Source organism: Bacillus sp. FSL H8-0492 (assembly GCF_038006145.1).
Lineage (GTDB): Bacteria > Bacillota > Bacilli > Bacillales > Bacillaceae_G > Bacillus_A > Bacillus_A mycoides.
The window spans coordinates 278972-298375 of the sequence record NZ_JBBOUP010000001.1 but is presented as its reverse complement, the minus strand read 5'-3'; the positions used below and the strand labels follow the sequence as shown (position 1 = coordinate 298375).

8 protein-coding genes, 6 rRNA genes and 2 pseudogenes are annotated in these 19404 nt (G+C 42.4%); 9 read left to right on the top strand and 7 right to left on the bottom strand.

Going from position 1 to position 19404, the window contains the following annotated elements; genetic code table 11:
- Positions 1-36 precede the first annotated feature (36 nt).
- The 5 genes and pseudogenes from MHH66_RS01675 to MHH66_RS01655 all read left to right on the top strand — a co-directional run bounded on the left by MHH66_RS01675 (position 37) and on the right by MHH66_RS01655 (position 3622).
- Complete coding sequence (locus MHH66_RS01675) at positions 37-966, top strand: ABC transporter ATP-binding protein (RefSeq protein ID WP_078186020.1); 930 nt, start codon at positions 37-39, stop codon at positions 964-966.
- A complete protein-coding gene (locus tag MHH66_RS01670; RefSeq protein ID WP_063219507.1) occupies positions 959-1696 on the top strand; it encodes an ABC transporter permease in 738 nt (245 codons plus the stop codon). The genes MHH66_RS01675 and MHH66_RS01670 overlap by 8 nt, the downstream gene beginning before the upstream one ends.
- A 17-nt stretch (positions 1697-1713) precedes the next feature.
- Positions 1714-2511 (top strand): undecaprenyl-diphosphate phosphatase, encoded by a 798-nt coding sequence (gene bacA / locus MHH66_RS01665; protein WP_078186019.1) that lies wholly within the window; start codon positions 1714-1716, stop codon positions 2509-2511.
- 424 nt (positions 2512-2935) lie between these two features.
- A pseudogene (locus MHH66_RS01660) lies at positions 2936-3136 on the top strand (peptidase M20); the annotation flags it as partial.
- A 27-nt stretch (positions 3137-3163) separates the two neighbouring features.
- On the top strand, positions 3164-3622 hold the full coding sequence (locus tag MHH66_RS01655; RefSeq protein ID WP_002124849.1) for an ASCH domain-containing protein: 459 nt from the start codon (positions 3164-3166) through the stop codon (positions 3620-3622).
- A gap of 151 nt (positions 3623-3773) precedes the next feature.
- Here the strand turns inward: MHH66_RS01655 and rrf (MHH66_RS01650) are convergent.
- The 3 genes from rrf (MHH66_RS01650) to MHH66_RS01640 all read right to left on the bottom strand — a co-directional run bounded on the left by rrf (MHH66_RS01650) (position 3774) and on the right by MHH66_RS01640 (position 8557).
- A 5S ribosomal RNA gene (gene rrf / locus MHH66_RS01650) occupies positions 3774-3889 on the bottom strand.
- 49 nt (positions 3890-3938) lie between these two features.
- Positions 3939-6860, bottom strand: a 23S ribosomal RNA gene (locus MHH66_RS01645).
- 145 nt (positions 6861-7005) lie between these two features.
- Positions 7006-8557, bottom strand: a 16S ribosomal RNA gene (locus MHH66_RS01640).
- The 16S, 23S and 5S rRNA genes sit together here, the layout of an rRNA operon.
- Positions 8558-9180: 623 nt before the next feature.
- Here MHH66_RS01640 and MHH66_RS01635 point away from each other — a divergent pair.
- The 4 genes and pseudogenes from MHH66_RS01635 to MHH66_RS01620 all read left to right on the top strand — a co-directional run bounded on the left by MHH66_RS01635 (position 9181) and on the right by MHH66_RS01620 (position 13104).
- A complete protein-coding gene (locus MHH66_RS01635; RefSeq protein ID WP_154696945.1) occupies positions 9181-9354 on the top strand; it encodes a hypothetical protein in 174 nt (57 codons plus the stop codon).
- A 1442-nt stretch (positions 9355-10796) separates the two neighbouring features.
- Positions 10797-11371: pseudogene (locus MHH66_RS01630) on the top strand (recombinase family protein).
- A 63-nt stretch (positions 11372-11434) separates the two neighbouring features.
- Positions 11435-12397: a helix-turn-helix transcriptional regulator gene (locus MHH66_RS01625; protein ID WP_078186023.1), complete on the top strand. Its 963-nt coding sequence runs from the start codon at positions 11435-11437 to the stop codon at positions 12395-12397.
- 74 nt (positions 12398-12471) lie between these two features.
- On the top strand, positions 12472-13104 hold the full coding sequence (locus tag MHH66_RS01620) for a type 1 glutamine amidotransferase family protein (RefSeq protein WP_002139367.1): 633 nt from the start codon (positions 12472-12474) through the stop codon (positions 13102-13104).
- Between the two features lie 319 nt (positions 13105-13423).
- Here the strand turns inward: MHH66_RS01620 and rrf (MHH66_RS01615) are convergent.
- The 4 genes from rrf (MHH66_RS01615) to MHH66_RS01600 all read right to left on the bottom strand — a co-directional run bounded on the left by rrf (MHH66_RS01615) (position 13424) and on the right by MHH66_RS01600 (position 19289).
- A 5S ribosomal RNA gene (gene rrf, locus MHH66_RS01615) occupies positions 13424-13539 on the bottom strand.
- A 50-nt stretch (positions 13540-13589) separates the two neighbouring features.
- A 23S ribosomal RNA gene (locus MHH66_RS01610) occupies positions 13590-16511 on the bottom strand.
- A 145-nt stretch (positions 16512-16656) separates the two neighbouring features.
- A 16S ribosomal RNA gene (locus MHH66_RS01605) occupies positions 16657-18208 on the bottom strand.
- A 349-nt stretch (positions 18209-18557) separates the two neighbouring features.
- Positions 18558-19289: a DsbA family oxidoreductase gene (locus MHH66_RS01600; RefSeq protein WP_002035454.1), complete on the bottom strand. Its 732-nt coding sequence runs from the start codon at positions 19287-19289 to the stop codon at positions 18558-18560.
- Between the last annotated feature and the right edge of the window lie 115 nt (positions 19290-19404).

Sequence of the window (19404 nt, the reverse complement as noted above, 5' to 3'; positions counted from 1 at the left end):
CTTTTTATTATGTAATTAAGAACTTATAGAAAGTAGGTGCCCCCTATAAATACAATTATAAAAACGACAAACCTTACTAAAGTTTATGGGAACCAAAAGTCAGTAGATAATCTGAATATAAATGTACAGCAAGGAGAGATTTATGGATTCATAGGGCGTAACGGTGCTGGTAAAACAACTACAATCCGTATGCTGCTTAGTCTTATAAAACCTACAAGTGGAAATATAGAAATATTCGGTGAGGATTTACTTCGGAATCCAAAAGACATTTTAAGAAGAATTGGTTCTATCGTTGAAGTCCCAGGATTTTATGAAAACTTAACTGCAAGAGAGAACTTATTAATTAATGCAAAGATAATTGGAGTTCACAAAAGGAATGCAATTGAAGAAGCATTAGAAATTGTAGGCTTGCAGCACGAAACAAAAAAATTAGTAGGAAAATACTCTTTAGGAATGAAGCAACGCTTAGGAATTGCACGTGCTCTTCTCCATTATCCTGAACTACTCATACTAGATGAACCAACTAACGGACTAGACCCAATCGGTATTAAAGAAATGCGAAAACTCATTAAATCTTTAGCTCAAGACAGAAATATAACGATACTCATTTCTAGTCATATATTAGCTGAGGTGGAACAACTAGTCGATCGTATGGGAATTATTCATGAAGGAAGGTTATTAGAAGAAGTTTCTCTTGATACACTGCGTAAAGCCAATCGTAAGTACATAGAATTCCAGGTAAATAATGATAATAAAGCTGCGATGCTATTAGAAAAGCATTTTCAAATTTTTGATTATGAGGTACATGATGAAGGAAATATTCGCGTTTATTCTCACTTTGGACAGCAAGGACATATTAACAGAACATTAGTTCGTGATGATGTTGAAGTATTAAAAATTGTGATGAGCGAAGATAGACTAGAAGATTATTTCACCAAACTAGTTGGGGGTGGCGCAATTGGTTAATCTTCTTTATACAGAACTATTAAAATTGAAACGATCCAATATGTTTTTGATTAGTATTATCGGAGCAGGTGTCGCGCCATTTTTAGTGGTTGTAGCTTCTTATATACACCTGAAGACAAAGCAGCCTACTCCAACTATTTTATTTGGTCAACTGTTCACTGAAGTTAACCTATACACTACTTTAATTATAGGATTCCCCTTATATGGAGTTGTAATCGCTTATCTATTTACCCGTGAATACACGGAAGATACATTAAAAAACTTGCTAACTATCCCAGTATCACGTATTAGCTTTATTATAAGTAAGTTTATCCTTCTATTCCTTTGGATCATGATGCTAACTTTAGTTGCTTGGGCGCTAACTTTATTATTAGGGCTAGTAGGTAGCTTCCCTGGGTTTAGTATCACCTTACTTTTAGGCTCTCTCGTAAAATTTTTAATATGTGGTGGACTTCTCTTTCTTTTGTCTTCACCTATTGTACTACTAACTCTTGTAATGAAGACCTATGTACCGCCTATTATATTAACAATCATTATTACAATGACTAACCTTATGATCGTAAATTCAAAACATAAAGACCTATTCCCATGGACCGCTACTCTAGATATAGCAAATAACGAATTACAACCGACTTATCCACCAGAGTATTCTTATATCATCATTGCAGTAACAGCTATTTTCGGATTTATTACAACACTATTCTATTTTAAAAGAGTAGATATTCATTAATCTATAGGAGTGAAACTATGAGCGATCTTATCATTGCCTTCATACTTGGCATTGTAGAAGGGTTAGCTGAATTTTTACCCATCTCTTTTACTGGCCATCTTATATTAGTCGGACATTTATTAGGTTTTGAAGGAGAAAGGGCAAAAACGTTTGAAATTGTCATACAGTTAGGGGCAATTTTAGCTATCGCGATTTTATATCACAAACGCCTTGTTTCTTTATGTAATATTAAACCCCTTCTACGGAAAGAGAAAAAATTCAATGCATTACATGTTTTTCTCGGTGTATTCCCAGCAGTAGTTGTTGGCTTATTATTACATGATGTTATTAAAGCATACTTATTCCAGCCGTATACTGTCGTAATCGGACTTGTAGCAGGAGCATTTCTTATGATTTTTGCAGAAGCAAAAAAAGCAGAGGTAACCGCTTTTTCACTAGATGATTTAACATACCGTCAAGCATTAACCATTGGATTATTTCAATGCTTAGCAGTATATCCTGGCTTCTCAAGGGCTGGCTCTACTATTTCTGGAGGTCTATTAGCGAAAGTAAATTATAAGGCTGCATCTGAGTTCTCTTTTCTCATTGCTCTTCCTGTAATGGTTGGAGCTACAGGCTTAGACTTATTAAAAAGTTGGAAGTATTTAAGTGCGGCTGATATTCCTATGTTTGCTATAGGATTCATTACCTCTTTTATAGTAGCAATGCTAGCGGTAGTAACCTTCCTGAAGCTTTTAGAAAAGATAGGTTTAAAACCTTTTGCATATTATCGTATTTTGTTAGCCATTGTATTTACACTTTTCGTATTGCTATAGCTTCATATAAGTCACATATTATTAAACCGATATTCAAGGAATATCGGTTTTTATCTATTTCACCTCTAGTATTACTCACTTCAATATGGCATAGTGGATAATAGATCAATATTAATAATCCGAATATTCTTTACTTCTAATCAACACTTCATTAAAATATGTAACGTTAAAAGCTATATTTGAAATCCGAACCTAGTACTAGCATTTCTTCTTTATACACATATGCTGAAGTAAAAATAAGCACCTCAATTGATTGAGTCTACCCATTACACCACGATAGAACTAATGTTCTCACTCCTTTGTTATACATCACTTCTTCCTTGTTTCTATATTTATGGAAGCGAAGTACGTGTAGGTGATCGGGCATTGACCCTAACTTTATTGCAGCCCAAATCACAAATAGACTACATAACAACTATATCCATTACCATACGAAACAATTCGAAAATTGAACATCCCGTCTATTAATATGGGCGTCTACGGGGAAAATGGTCATAAATGGACAGAACAAGTTTATAAACCATATTCCTTCAGCGTATTACTTGTATTAATCCGTAATACAACAACCCAGATTTTATATGACTACAAAACTATTACAAATAAGCAAGTTGCTCAAGGCTTATAAAAAAATTAAAGCGAGGTAAATATACAAATGAATCCATTAGCACAATCATATTGGGATACTTATTGGGGAAACAATAAAAAACCAGAATCTGTTACAGCTTGGCAATTTGGTGATTCTCCTGATTATCTCGCTCAATTAGTCATTGATGGTGTGAAAACCGCAACATGCTCGGGCCATATTTTTTACGAATTAGAAAATGAACCACTACCAACAACTAACGATTATAGTATTGTACTCAATAGTCAGGATGAACCTGTAGCTATTATTAAGACAATAGAAGTAACTATAATGCCAATGAATGAAGTGACTGAAGAATTTGCTGTAGCTGAGGGTGAAGGCGATCTTACTTATAATTACTGGAGAGACACCCATATACAGTTCTTTACAAAGGAACTAAGCGAACTTGGTCTTAGTTTTTCTGAAGATATGCTGCTCGTTTGCGAACGTTTTAAGCTTATCGATGTAAAAAACAAAGTGAAGCTATAATAAATAACGATTTTACCGGAAGTCCATACTAGATAAATACATTTATTTTTAAACAAATAAGCTTGTTATCAATGGATTTCTTGAGCCATTAATAACAAGCTTATTTCATTAAACACAAAAAAGACGAGTCATTCTGACTCGTCTTAAAGTTGCTTGGCGACGTCCTACTCTCACAGGGACAAGGTCCCAACTACCATCGGCGCTAGAGAGCTTAACTTCCGTGTTCGGTATGGGAACGGGTGTGACCTCTCTGCCATCATCACCAAACTGATGAAGGTATATTCCTTCAAAACTAGATAACAGTGCTTCATATTATATGGTTAAGTCCTCGATCTATTAGTATTCGTCAGCTCCACATGTCACCATGCTTCCACCTCGAACCTATCAACCTGATCATCTTTCAGGGATCTTACTAGCTTACGCTATGGGAAATCTCATCTTGAGGGGGGCTTCATGCTTAGATGCTTTCAGCACTTATCCCTTCCGCACATAGCTACCCAGCTATGCCCTTGGCAGAACAACTGGTACACCAGCGGTGCGTCCATCCCGGTCCTCTCGTACTAAGGACAGCTCCTCTCAAATTTCCTGCGCCCACGACGGATAGGGACCGAACTGTCTCACGACGTTCTGAACCCAGCTCGCGTACCGCTTTAATGGGCGAACAGCCCAACCCTTGGGACCGACTACAGCCCCAGGATGCGATGAGCCGACATCGAGGTGCCAAACCTCCCCGTCGATGTGGACTCTTGGGGGAGATAAGCCTGTTATCCCCGGGGTAGCTTTTATCCGTTGAGCGATGGCCCTTCCATGCGGAACCACCGGATCACTAAGCCCGACTTTCGTCCCTGCTCGACTTGTAGGTCTCGCAGTCAAGCTCCCTTATGCCTTTGCACTCTACGAATGATTTCCAACCATTCTGAGGGAACCTTTGGGCGCCTCCGTTACACTTTAGGAGGCGACCGCCCCAGTCAAACTGCCCACCTGACACTGTCTCCCGGGTCGATGAGACCCGTAGGTTAGAATTTCAATACAGTCAGGGCGGTATCCCACCAGCGCCTCCACCGAAGCTAGCGCTCCGGTTTCAATGGCTCCCGCCTATCCTGTACAAACTGTACCAAAATTCAATATCAGGCTACAGTAAAGCTCCACGGGGTCTTTCCGTCCTGTCGCGGGTAACCTGCATCTTCACAGGTACTATAATTTCACCGAGTCTCTGGTTGAGACAGTGCCCAAATCGTTACACCTTTCGTGCGGGTCGGAACTTACCCGACAAGGAATTTCGCTACCTTAGGACCGTTATAGTTACGGCCGCCGTTTACTGGGGCTTCAGTTCAGAGCTTCGCTTACGCTAACCCCTCTCCTTAACCTTCCAGCACCGGGCAGGTGTCAGCCCCTATACTTCGCCTTACGGCTTCGCAGAGACCTGTGTTTTTGCTAAACAGTCGCTTGGGCCTATTCACTGCGGCTTTCCGTTAAGAAAGCACCCCTTCTCCCGAAGTTACGGGGTCATTTTGCCGAGTTCCTTAACCAGAGTTCTCTCGCACACCTTAGGATTCTCTCCTCGCCTACCTGTGTCGGTTTGCGGTACAGGCACCTTTTATCTCGCTAGAAGCTTTTCTTGGCAGCGGGGAATCAAAGACTTCGCTCCATAAGGAGCTTCCCCATCACAGCTCAGCCTTCACGATAAGCGGATTTGCCTACTTATCAGCCTAACTGCTTGGACGTGCACAACCAATCGCACGCTTCTTCTATCCTTCTGCGTCCCTCCATTGCTCAAACGATAAAGAGGTGGTACAGGAATATCAACCTGTTGTCCATCGCCTACGCCTGTCGGCCTCGGCTTAGGTCCTGACTAACCCTGAGCGGACGAGCCTTCCTCAGGAAACCTTAGGCATTCGGTGGACGGGATTCTCACCCGTCTTTCGCTACTCATACCGGCATTCTCACTTCTAAGCGCTCCACCAGTCCTTCCGGTCTGACTTCACTGCACTTAGAACGCTCCCCTACCACTGATACCATTGGTATCAATTCGCAGCTTCGGTGGTGTATTTAGCCCCGGTACATTTTCGGCGCAGAGTCACTCGACTAGTGAGCTATTACGCACTCTTTAAATGGTGGCTGCTTCTGAGCCAACATCCTAGTTGTCTAAGCAACTCCACATCCTTTTCCACTTAATACACACTTTGGGACCTTAGCTGGCGATCTGGGCTGTTTCCCTCTTGACTACGGATCTTATCACTCGCAGTCTGACTCCTAAGGATAAGTCATTGGCATTCGGAGTTTGACTGAATTCGGTAATCCGATGAGGACCCCTAGTTCAATCAGTGCTCTACCTCCAAGACTCTTACACTTAAGGCTAGCCCTAAAGCTATTTCGGGGAGAACCAGCTATCTCCAGGTTCGATTGGAATTTCTCCGCTACCCACACCTCATCCCCGCACTTTTCAACGTGCGTGGGTTCGGGCCTCCATTCAGTGTTACCTGAACTTCACCCTGGACATGGGTAGATCACCTGGTTTCGGGTCTACGACCACGTACTAAACGCCCTATTCAGACTCGCTTTCGCTGCGGCTCCGCCTCTTCAGCTTAACCTCGCACGGGATCGTAACTCGCCGGTTCATTCTACAAAAGGCACGCCATCACCCATTAACGGGCTCTGACTATTTGTAGGCACACGGTTTCAGGATCTCTTTCACTCCCCTTCCGGGGTGCTTTTCACCTTTCCCTCACGGTACTGGTTCACTATCGATCACTAGGGAGTATTTAGCCTTGGGAGATGGTCCTCCCAGATTCCGACGGAATTTCACGTGTTCCGCCGTACTCAGGATACATTCAAGAGAGAACGAAGTTTCGACTACGGGGTTATTACCCTCTGTGACGGACCTTTCCAGGTCGCTTCGTCTACCTCGTTCCTTTGTAACTCCGTATAGAATGTCCTACAACCCCAAGAGGCAAGCCTCTTGGTTTGGGCTAGATTCCGTTTCGCTCGCCGCTACTCAGGAAATCGCATTTGCTTTCTCTTCCTCCAGGTACTTAGATGTTTCAGTTCCCTGGGTCTGTCTTCCATACCCTATGTATTCAGGTAAGGATACCATACCATTACGTATAGTGGGTTTCCCCATTCGGAAATCTTCGGATCAAAGCTTACTTACAGCTCCCCGAAGCATATCGGCGTTAGTCCCGTCCTTCATCGACTCCTAGTGTCAAGGCATCCACCGTGCGCCCTTTCTAACTTAACCAAACTAAAATTAAAAAATATGAGCTACACTGTTATCTAGTTTTCAAAGAACATACATTTAAACTTGAGAGATAGTTCTCTCAAAACTGAACGAAACAAAACAAGTCAACGTTTATTGATGAACTGCGTTCATCAATTCTCCATAGAAAGGAGGTGATCCAGCCGCACCTTCCGATACGGCTACCTTGTTACGACTTCACCCCAATCATCTGTCCCACCTTAGGCGGCTGGCTCCATAAAGGTTACCCCACCGACTTCGGGTGTTACAAACTCTCGTGGTGTGACGGGCGGTGTGTACAAGGCCCGGGAACGTATTCACCGCGGCATGCTGATCCGCGATTACTAGCGATTCCAGCTTCATGTAGGCGAGTTGCAGCCTACAATCCGAACTGAGAACGGTTTTATGAGATTAGCTCCACCTCGCGGTCTTGCAGCTCTTTGTACCGTCCATTGTAGCACGTGTGTAGCCCAGGTCATAAGGGGCATGATGATTTGACGTCATCCCCACCTTCCTCCGGTTTGTCACCGGCAGTCACCTTAGAGTGCCCAACTTAATGATGGCAACTAAGATCAAGGGTTGCGCTCGTTGCGGGACTTAACCCAACATCTCACGACACGAGCTGACGACAACCATGCACCACCTGTCACTCTGCTCCCGAAGGAGAAGCTCTATCTCTAGAGTTTTCAGAGGATGTCAAGACCTGGTAAGGTTCTTCGCGTTGCTTCGAATTAAACCACATGCTCCACCGCTTGTGCGGGCCCCCGTCAATTCCTTTGAGTTTCAGCCTTGCGGCCGTACTCCCCAGGCGGAGTGCTTAATGCGTTAACTTCAGCACTAAAGGGCGGAAACCCTCTAACACTTAGCACTCATCGTTTACGGCGTGGACTACCAGGGTATCTAATCCTGTTTGCTCCCCACGCTTTCGCGCCTCAGTGTCAGTTACAGACCAGAAAGTCGCCTTCGCCACTGGTGTTCCTCCATATCTCTACGCATTTCACCGCTACACATGGAATTCCACTTTCCTCTTCTGCACTCAAGTCTCCCAGTTTCCAATGACCCTCCACGGTTGAGCCGTGGGCTTTCACATCAGACTTAAGAAACCACCTGCGCGCGCTTTACGCCCAATAATTCCGGATAACGCTTGCCACCTACGTATTACCGCGGCTGCTGGCACGTAGTTAGCCGTGGCTTTCTGGTTAGGTACCGTCAAGGTGCCAGCTTATTCAACTAGCACTTGTTCTTCCCTAACAACAGAGTTTTACGACCCGAAAGCCTTCATCACTCACGCGGCGTTGCTCCGTCAGACTTTCGTCCATTGCGGAAGATTCCCTACTGCTGCCTCCCGTAGGAGTCTGGGCCGTGTCTCAGTCCCAGTGTGGCCGATCACCCTCTCAGGTCGGCTACGCATCGTCGCCTTGGTGAGCCGTTACCTCACCAACTAGCTAATGCGACGCGGGTCCATCCATAAGTGACAGCCGAAGCCGCCTTTCAATTTCGAACTATGCAGTTCAAAATATTATCCGGTATTAGCCCCGGTTTCCCGGAGTTATCCCAGTCTTATGGGTAGGTTACCCACGTGTTACTCACCCGTCCGCCGCTAACTTCATAAGAGCAAGCTCTTAATCCATTCGCTCGACTTGCATGTATTAGGCACGCCGCCAGCGTTCATCCTGAGCCAGGATCAAACTCTCCAATAAAGTTAGTTTGTCTAGCATCTAAAAATAAAAATTGACGTTCACGTTGTTTGTTTCGTTCAGTTTTCAAAGAACTTGTTTGCCGCTCATTTGCGACTCCCTTATGTTAACATTTTCATATTTCAATGTCAACCAAGTTTTTTTATTTCTTTTGTCGCTTTCTGCGTTGTTACTATCGGCGACTTGTTCTATATTACACCTCAATACTCTAATCGTCAACACCTTTTTATAAAGATATTTAATTTAATATGTTCACACCATTTTATCCCGCTATTTGCGGACAGTAAGACTCCCACCTCAAAGTTCGGCTGAAGCAAGGAAGTTAGTAGTGAGCCTGACGATCATAAATTCCCGATTAGTAAAGGTTACATAAGAATCCACAAAGATTTTACTAAATAGCAATCATTGTCTACCTCTATCTACTAATCTCCCCTAACAAACCTCTCTATTTCAAGAGGATTATCCCCCGTACATTACTGGGTTCCACAAGAAATTCTTTTCTAGCAACTTCATTTACTTTCCTTATCTTAATTACAATATCTCTTTCTAACAGTACACACACTCTCCTGAACTATTCATAATAGAATGAACCGACTATAGACTAGATTCAATTAATATTAAAAATTATGATGAGTAAAGGACCATTCGTAGATTATTTCATAAAACCAGTTGGAGATAGAATAATTGGTTCGTTTACAGATTTCACGATACTTTCACAGAAAACACTTATTGTTTTGATACACGTCAACTATAGACTAGAAAAAGACGCTAAAACATATGAACATGCAAAACGGTCATAGCAACGTAGCTCGCGAACCTATACGGTCTATAGTGAGAGTGGTGATGGCACACTACAATCTTGCACGTCAGCGATACCAAAAATGGACTTCGCCTTTGGTAGCAAGAATCACACTGATGTTAATCAGGTTGCCCCTTTAGCAGTGGGAGTGTCAATAAATCCAATATTAATAATTGAAATATACTTTACTGAAGAACCACTTCACTAAAGCATGTAAAGTTACAAGCTATACTGGAAATCCGAACCTAGTATGGCAGCTCTTCTTTAAACACATATATCCAATAGAAAATAAGCGCCTCAATTGATTGAGTATGTCCATTACACCATTCAAGAACGAATGTTCTATTCTCTTGTTATACACCACTACTTCCTTGCATTTAAGTAATCACACTATAATTTTTCACTTACACTTATCTTCTATATAAAAGCTACAAAATTATAAAATTTAAAGAGTTGTATCCTATATCTATAAGTTTTTCCGTTAGAAGAGCAAATAGCATCGCTAACAAAGCATATAGTTTCATTATTTCCAACCAAATTACAAATAGAGTATATAACTACCTACATTTATTCCCGATGAACCCATTCTTCCTCCAACTTATTTATATCAACGTGATAATAAAGACAAATATGCTGTTCAAATAGCAACCAGTGGCCAACTATACTTTAGTTATCTTATTTATAAGGCTACAAAAAAAGATTCTTATCCAACTACTAGAGGAAACAAGTAGAACTTATAAAGAAGCTGAACACTATGTACAAGAGCAGTTCCAATATTACTACTCATAACTGATCTTCCCAATCGAAAATTTTCTTGGGAATTTCGTGTAACAAACTATCCAAACTATAAAAAAGATTATAGAGTCTAAACATTAATCCACACATCTTTATCCAAAATGTTATATGCGAAAGTAATACATAAGATTTTCAAGAATTATATTTTGAAATTATCACCGCTCTTCAAAAGCCAGATTCAGCAAAAAAGAACACGCGCTATTATCTTTTTAACTCCACCACTTTCACCATATAACTGCTTAAAACAAATAAAGTGAAACTTTAATCAATGGGGTTGTTGATCCCCCACTGATTATTAGCCTTCACCAATGGGGCGTTTACAGGCAACAGGGCTCCCACCTAACTTCTTTGCTCCAGCTGAATTTTGAGGTGGGAGTTTTACTGCCCGCAAATAGCGTGATAAATGAAACAAATAGCCTGTTACAATGAACTTTTTTTCTTCAAACTTTTTTCATGTACCACTATTCGGGTTCACTTCAATTTAACATGTGGTAGCTTCTTTGCTATTCACGAATTAAAGCCATTATCATCTCATTTATGTAATTATTCAGTTAATTAGTTTAATTATATATCAATAGAGTTTAGGAGACTGATAAAATCATAGTTAAGAGCGTCTCATAAGACTTGTCTCAAAAATGAGGTGATATTTTGCGAAAAATCGGTTATATACGCGTCAGTTCAACTAGCCAGAATCCTTCAAGGCAATTTCAGCAACTGAACGAAATCGGAATGGATATTATTTTTGAAGAAAAAGTTTCCGGAGCAACAAAAGATCGTGAGCAACTTCAAAAAATGTTAGAGGATATACAAGAAGGTGACATCATTTATGTCACGGACTTAACTCGGATTACTCGTAGTACACAAGATTTATTTGAATTAATCGATAACATACGGAATAAAAAGGCAAATTTAAAATCCTTAAAAGATACATGGCTAGATTTATCAGAAGATAATCCCTACAGCCAATTCTTAATTACGGTTATGGCGGGTGTAAACCAATTAGAACGTGATCTTATCCGTATGCGGCAGCGTGAAGGAATTGAACTGGCTAAGAAAGAAGGAAAGTTTAAAGGTCGGTTAAAGAAGTACCATAAAAATCATGCAGGAATGAATATGCAGTAAAGCTTTATAAAGAGGGAGATATGACTGTAAATCAAATTTGTGAAATTACAAATGTGTCTAGGGCCTCATTATATAGAAAGCTATCGGAAAGGAACAGTTGATGAGTTATATCAAAAATCGGAAATATATAATAGAAAATAAATTTCATATAGAGGTGGAATTATATGCCTAAAATTGACAATATGTTAGCAATTCTATGGATGCTTCGTTCAGGTGAAAAAATTACTGCAAAACAAATTTCAGAAAAGTTAGAGATGAATATAAGGACTGTGTATCGTTATATTGATACAATTTCAACAAGTGGCGTACCTATAATTTCAGAAACAGGACATAACGGTGGATACACTTTATTGAACAATTTTATTGAGGCTCCTCTTTTTTTTGATTTTGAGGAGCAAACTTCACTATTTCACGCTGCTGTTTTTGCAGAAGAAGCCGGATATTATGGAGGTGAAGCACTAAATAGGGCCATTTCAAAACTAAGTAAATACTCAAATCAAGAGCAGGAAACAAAGATAAACCAACATTTAACTAGTCTTGAAGTAATAAGTCGATTAAGTTCACTCTCTATAGAACCTTTTTTGAAGGAGTTGGAACAGGCCGTAGCTGACGGGTACTCAGTAAAAATTCTTTACCATAAAAGTGGCGAAAAGCAATTAAATTATAGATTGGTCGATCCGTACAGAATTATCTATTGGAATAATAAGTGGTATGTGATTGGATTTTGTCATCTTAGGAATGATATCCGTAGTTTTAGAGTAGATCGAATTGAAAGTCTAATGCTAACCGAAAATAAGTTTAACCGGCCAGAAAATTTTTCAGCACGTGACTTTTTTATAAAAAGTCTTCTTCCAACTATAGAAGATAAGGAAGGGATTATTTCTTTGGTTATTAATGGGGATAAAAGTGTATTGGCTGATATTTGCCAACATTGGTTTTTAGGACATTATTTACAAGAACGGACTTCAAATCAAGCAGTTTTTCTTCTTGAAAAAGATATGATACATACATATGTACCTTATTTACTTTTACCGTACAATAAATCTATTAAAGTTATTGAGCCAATAAGTCTTAAGAAAAGACTTATTGAAGTTCTGTCGGAATTAATAAAATTTCATCAAGTATGATAACTTCCCTGACATTAACTGTCAGGGAAGTTATATTATAATAGCTATATTAATCGTGATTGGAGTGTTATTGGATGCAAACAAAAAAAGCTTTTCTATATGTATTTAATACAATGTCGGACTGGGAATATGGATATTTAATTGCTGAACTAAACTCAGGAAGATATTTCAAAAAAGATTTAGCACCTTTAAAAGTAATTACAGTAGGAGCTAATAAAGAAATGATTACTACTATGGGAGGACTGAGCATAAAACCAGATATTTCCCTTGATGAATGTACTCTTGAGAGTAAAGATCTTTTAATTTTACCAGGAGGGACTACTTGGAGTGAAGAAATTCATCAACCTATCTTGGAAAGAATTGGCCAAGCTTTAAAGCTTGGCACTATTGTTGCTGCAATTTGTGGTGCAACTGAGGGCCTCGCGAATATGGGATACTTAGATACTAGAAAGCATACAAGTAATAACTTAGAATATACTAAAATGGTATGTCCTAACTATAAAGGAGAAAAGTTCTATGAGTTGGGATCTGCGGTATCTGATGCGAATTTAGTTACTGCATCAGGAATAGCTCCTCTGGAATTTGCAATGGAGGTACTGAAAAAAATAGATGTATTTACACCAGATGCATTACATTCATGGTATAACCTAAATAAGACTCATAAACCTGAATACTTCTTCCAGTTAATGAATTCAATAAATAAATGAAGTAACTGAAAAGCTCAATTTCTCTATTTTGATTTGTGGAGAAGTTGGGCTTTTTAATTTGGAATTTCCTTATCGTTGTAAATCCGCATTTTCCTGACGCTACCCCCATTACAAATAAACAATATGCTACTTGCTTATGAACGTTTTGAGCTTATCGATGTAAGAAACAAAGTAAAGCCTATAATGAATAACAATTTTATATAAATACGCTTACCTTTAAACAAATAAGCTTGTTATCAATAGGTTTCTTGAACCATTAATAACAAGCTTATTTCATTAAACACAAAAAAGACGAGTCATTCTGACTCGTCTTAAAGTTGCTTGGCGACGTCCTACTCTCACAGGGACAAGGTCCCAACTACCATCGGCGCTAGAGAGCTTAACTTCCGTGTTCGGTATGGGAACGGGTGTGACCTCTCTGCCATCATCACCAAACTGATGAAGGCATATTCCTTCAAAACTAGATAACATTAGCTTCATATTATATGGTTAAGTCCTCGATCTATTAGTATTCGTCAGCTCCACATGTCACCATGCTTCCACCTCGAACCTATCAACCTGATCATCTTTCAGGGATCTTACTAGCTTACGCTATGGGAAATCTCATCTTGAGGGGGGCTTCATGCTTAGATGCTTTCAGCACTTATCCCTTCCGCACATAGCTACCCAGCTATGCCCTTGGCAGAACAACTGGTACACCAGCGGTGCGTCCATCCCGGTCCTCTCGTACTAAGGACAGCTCCTCTCAAATTTCCTGCGCCCACGACGGATAGGGACCGAACTGTCTCACGACGTTCTGAACCCAGCTCGCGTACCGCTTTAATGGGCGAACAGCCCAACCCTTGGGACCGACTACAGCCCCAGGATGCGATGAGCCGACATCGAGGTGCCAAACCTCCCCGTCGATGTGGACTCTTGGGGGAGATAAGCCTGTTATCCCCGGGGTAGCTTTTATCCGTTGAGCGATGGCCCTTCCATGCGGAACCACCGGATCACTAAGCCCGACTTTCGTCCCTGCTCGACTTGTAGGTCTCGCAGTCAAGCTCCCTTATGCCTTTGCACTCTACGAATGATTTCCAACCATTCTGAGGGAACCTTTGGGCGCCTCCGTTACACTTTAGGAGGCGACCGCCCCAGTCAAACTGCCCACCTGACACTGTCTCCCGGGTCGATGAGACCCGTAGGTTAGAATTTCAATACAGTCAGGGCGGTATCCCACCAGCGCCTCCACCGAAGCTAGCGCTCCGGTTTCAATGGCTCCCGCCTATCCTGTACAAACTGTACCAAAATTCAATATCAGGCTACAGTAAAGCTCCACGGGGTCTTTCCGTCCTGTCGCGGGTAACCTGCATCTTCACAGGTACTATAATTTCACCGAGTCTCTGGTTGAGACAGTGCCCAAATCGTTACACCTTTCGTGCGGGTCGGAACTTACCCGACAAGGAATTTCGCTACCTTAGGACCGTTATAGTTACGGCCGCCGTTTACTGGGGCTTCAGTTCAGAGCTTCGCTTACGCTAACCCCTCTCCTTAACCTTCCAGCACCGGGCAGGTGTCAGCCCCTATACTTCGCCTTACGGCTTCGCAGAGACCTGTGTTTTTGCTAAACAGTCGCTTGGGCCTATTCACTGCGGCTTTCCGTTAAGAAAGCACCCCTTCTCCCGAAGTTACGGGGTCATTTTGCCGAGTTCCTTAACCAGAGTTCTCTCGCACACCTTAGGATTCTCTCCTCGCCTACCTGTGTCGGTTTGCGGTACAGGCACCTTTTATCTCGCTAGAAGCTTTTCTTGGCAGCGGGGAATCAAAGACTTCGCTCCATAAGGAGCTTCCCCATCACAGCTCAGCCTTCACGATAAGCGGATTTGCCTACTTATCAGCCTAACTGCTTGGACGTGCACAACCAATCGCACGCTTCTTCTATCCTTCTGCGTCCCTCCATTGCTCAAACGATAAAGAGGTGGTACAGGAATATCAACCTGTTGTCCATCGCCTACGCCTGTCGGCCTCGGCTTAGGTCCTGACTAACCCTGAGCGGACGAGCCTTCCTCAGGAAACCTTAGGCATTCGGTGGACGGGATTCTCACCCGTCTTTCGCTACTCATACCGGCATTCTCACTTCTAAGCGCTCCACCAGTCCTTCCGGTCTGACTTCACTGCACTTAGAACGCTCCCCTACCACTGATACCATTGGTATCAATTCGCAGCTTCGGTGGTGTATTTAGCCCCGGTACATTTTCGGCGCAGAGTCACTCGACTAGTGAGCTATTACGCACTCTTTAAATGGTGGCTGCTTCTGAGCCAACATCCTAGTTGTCTAAGCAACTCCACATCCTTTTCCACTTAATACACACTTTGGGACCTTAGCTGGCGATCTGGGCTGTTTCCCTCTTGACTACGGATCTTATCACTCGCAGTCTGACTCCTAAGGATAAGTCATTGGCATTCGGAGTTTGACTGAATTCGGTAATCCGATGAGGACCCCTAGTTCAATCAGTGCTCTACCTCCAAGACTCTTACACTTAAGGCTAGCCCTAAAGCTATTTCGGGGAGAACCAGCTATCTCCAGGTTCGATTGGAATTTCTCCGCTACCCACACCTCATCCCCGCACTTTTCAACGTGCGTGGGTTCGGGCCTCCATTCAGTGTTACCTGAACTTCACCCTGGACATGGGTAGATCACCTGGTTTCGGGTCTACGACCACGTACTAAACGCCCTATTCAGACTCGCTTTCGCTGCGGCTCCGCCTCTTCAGCTTAACCTCGCACGGGATCGTAACTCGCCGGTTCATTCTACAAAAGGCACGCCATCACCCATTAACGGGCTCTGACTATTTGTAGGCACACGGTTTCAGGATCTCTTTCACTCCCCTTCCGGGGTGCTTTTCACCTTTCCCTCACGGTACTGGTTCACTATCGATCACTAGGGAGTATTTAGCCTTGGGAGATGGTCCTCCCAGATTCCGACGGAATTTCACGTGTTCCGCCGTACTCAGGATACATTCAAGAGAGAACGAAGTTTCGACTACGGGGTTATTACCCTCTGTGACGGACCTTTCCAGGTCGCTTCGTCTACCTCGTTCCTTTGTAACTCCGTATAGAATGTCCTACAACCCCAAGAGGCAAGCCTCTTGGTTTGGGCTAGATTCCGTTTCGCTCGCCGCTACTCAGGAAATCGCATTTGCTTTCTCTTCCTCCAGGTACTTAGATGTTTCAGTTCCCTGGGTCTGTCTTCCATACCCTATGTATTCAGGTAAGGATACCATACCATTACGTATAGTGGGTTTCCCCATTCGGAAATCTTCGGATCAAAGCTTACTTACAGCTCCCCGAAGCATATCGGCGTTAGTCCCGTCCTTCATCGACTCCTAGTGTCAAGGCATCCACCGTGCGCCCTTTCTAACTTAACCAAACTAAAATTAAAAAATATGAGCTACACTGTTATCTAGTTTTCAAAGAACATACATTTAAACTTGAGAGATAGTTCTCTCAAAACTGAACGAAACAAAACAAGTCAACGTTTATTGATGAACTGCGTTCATCAATTCTCCATAGAAAGGAGGTGATCCAGCCGCACCTTCCGATACGGCTACCTTGTTACGACTTCACCCCAATCATCTGTCCCACCTTAGGCGGCTGGCTCCATAAAGGTTACCCCACCGACTTCGGGTGTTACAAACTCTCGTGGTGTGACGGGCGGTGTGTACAAGGCCCGGGAACGTATTCACCGCGGCATGCTGATCCGCGATTACTAGCGATTCCAGCTTCATGTAGGCGAGTTGCAGCCTACAATCCGAACTGAGAACGGTTTTATGAGATTAGCTCCACCTCGCGGTCTTGCAGCTCTTTGTACCGTCCATTGTAGCACGTGTGTAGCCCAGGTCATAAGGGGCATGATGATTTGACGTCATCCCCACCTTCCTCCGGTTTGTCACCGGCAGTCACCTTAGAGTGCCCAACTTAATGATGGCAACTAAGATCAAGGGTTGCGCTCGTTGCGGGACTTAACCCAACATCTCACGACACGAGCTGACGACAACCATGCACCACCTGTCACTCTGCTCCCGAAGGAGAAGCTCTATCTCTAGAGTTTTCAGAGGATGTCAAGACCTGGTAAGGTTCTTCGCGTTGCTTCGAATTAAACCACATGCTCCACCGCTTGTGCGGGCCCCCGTCAATTCCTTTGAGTTTCAGCCTTGCGGCCGTACTCCCCAGGCGGAGTGCTTAATGCGTTAACTTCAGCACTAAAGGGCGGAAACCCTCTAACACTTAGCACTCATCGTTTACGGCGTGGACTACCAGGGTATCTAATCCTGTTTGCTCCCCACGCTTTCGCGCCTCAGTGTCAGTTACAGACCAGAAAGTCGCCTTCGCCACTGGTGTTCCTCCATATCTCTACGCATTTCACCGCTACACATGGAATTCCACTTTCCTCTTCTGCACTCAAGTCTCCCAGTTTCCAATGACCCTCCACGGTTGAGCCGTGGGCTTTCACATCAGACTTAAGAAACCACCTGCGCGCGCTTTACGCCCAATAATTCCGGATAACGCTTGCCACCTACGTATTACCGCGGCTGCTGGCACGTAGTTAGCCGTGGCTTTCTGGTTAGGTACCGTCAAGGTGCCAGCTTATTCAACTAGCACTTGTTCTTCCCTAACAACAGAGTTTTACGACCCGAAAGCCTTCATCACTCACGCGGCGTTGCTCCGTCAGACTTTCGTCCATTGCGGAAGATTCCCTACTGCTGCCTCCCGTAGGAGTCTGGGCCGTGTCTCAGTCCCAGTGTGGCCGATCACCCTCTCAGGTCGGCTACGCATCGTCGCCTTGGTGAGCCGTTACCTCACCAACTAGCTAATGCGACGCGGGTCCATCCATAAGTGACAGCCGAAGCCGCCTTTCAATTCCGAACTATGCAGTTCAAAATATTATCCGGTATTAGCCCCGGTTTCCCGGAGTTATCCCAGTCTTATGGGTAGGTTACCCACGTGTTACTCACCCGTCCGCCGCTAACTTCATAAGAGCAAGCTCTTAATCCATTCGCTCGACTTGCATGTATTAGGCACGCCGCCAGCGTTCATCCTGAGCCAGGATCAAACTCTCCAATAAAGTTAGTTTGTCTAGCATCTAAAAATAAAAATTGACGTTCACGTTGTTTGTTTCGTTCAGTTTTCAAAGAACTACTCGGTCGCCCATTTGCGACTTCCTTATGTTAACATCTTCGTTAGTTAATGTCAACTAAGTTTTTTATTTCGTTTGTCGCTTTCTGCGTTGTTGCTATCGGCGACTTGTTCTATATTACACCTCTAACCTACAATCGTCAATATGTTTTTATAAAAAACTTCATTTTTTTATAAATCCTATTTACGTTATTAATTTATCTATTTATATACCTCTTCTATAAGAATAGAATAGCAACCCATGAAACACTCTATGGGTTGCTATTCCATCATAAAAACTATTGTTCTTTTGAAGGTACAGAACAACTTTCATCCGTACAAGACATATCGCTTCCACCCTCTGAAGAAAGCTCTTGTAACTTAGGTGCAGGATTCTCTTCTTCCCAAACTTGCTGAAGTGCACCAACAAAAGTTTCAAGTGGTTGCGCACCTGAAATAGCATACTTTTGATTAATAATAAAATAAGGAACTCCCGAAATTTGATATTGCTGAGCAATCGCTTCATCAATTCTAACATCATTTGCATATGCGCTTTTATCATTAATAACATGTAGAGCTTCTTGCTTATCTAAACCTGAAGCTTCAGCAATAGTAGCAAGCGTATCCACATCACTTAAATTTTTCGATTCAGTGAAATATGCACAAAGTAGATTTTCCGTAATCTCTTTTTCTTTCCCTTGATCCTTTGCAAATTTGGCAAGACGATGCGCATCAAAAGTGTTCGTCGGCTTCATCTCTTCAAAATTAAAACTTAACCCCATACTAGCTGCATGATTGCCGAGTTGTATATTATTACGCTTAGCTTCTTCAATACTAATCCCATACTTTGATGCAAGTACTTCATTAATACTTGTTCCAGAATAGATTGGAGCATTTTGGTCTAATTCAAAACTTTTAAACTCAACTTCAACATCTTTCTTATGCGGAAATTGCTCTAAAGCCATTTCTAATCTACGTTTCCCAATATAACAAAATGGGCATACAAAATCTGACCATACTTCAATTTTCATAGAAACACCTCATTAACATGTAGTTTTCAATTATTGTAGCACTGGCAATAAGGAATTCAAAAATTTATGCTTCAAACCTTATATACTACAAACTAAAATGAGTTTTTAAATAGAA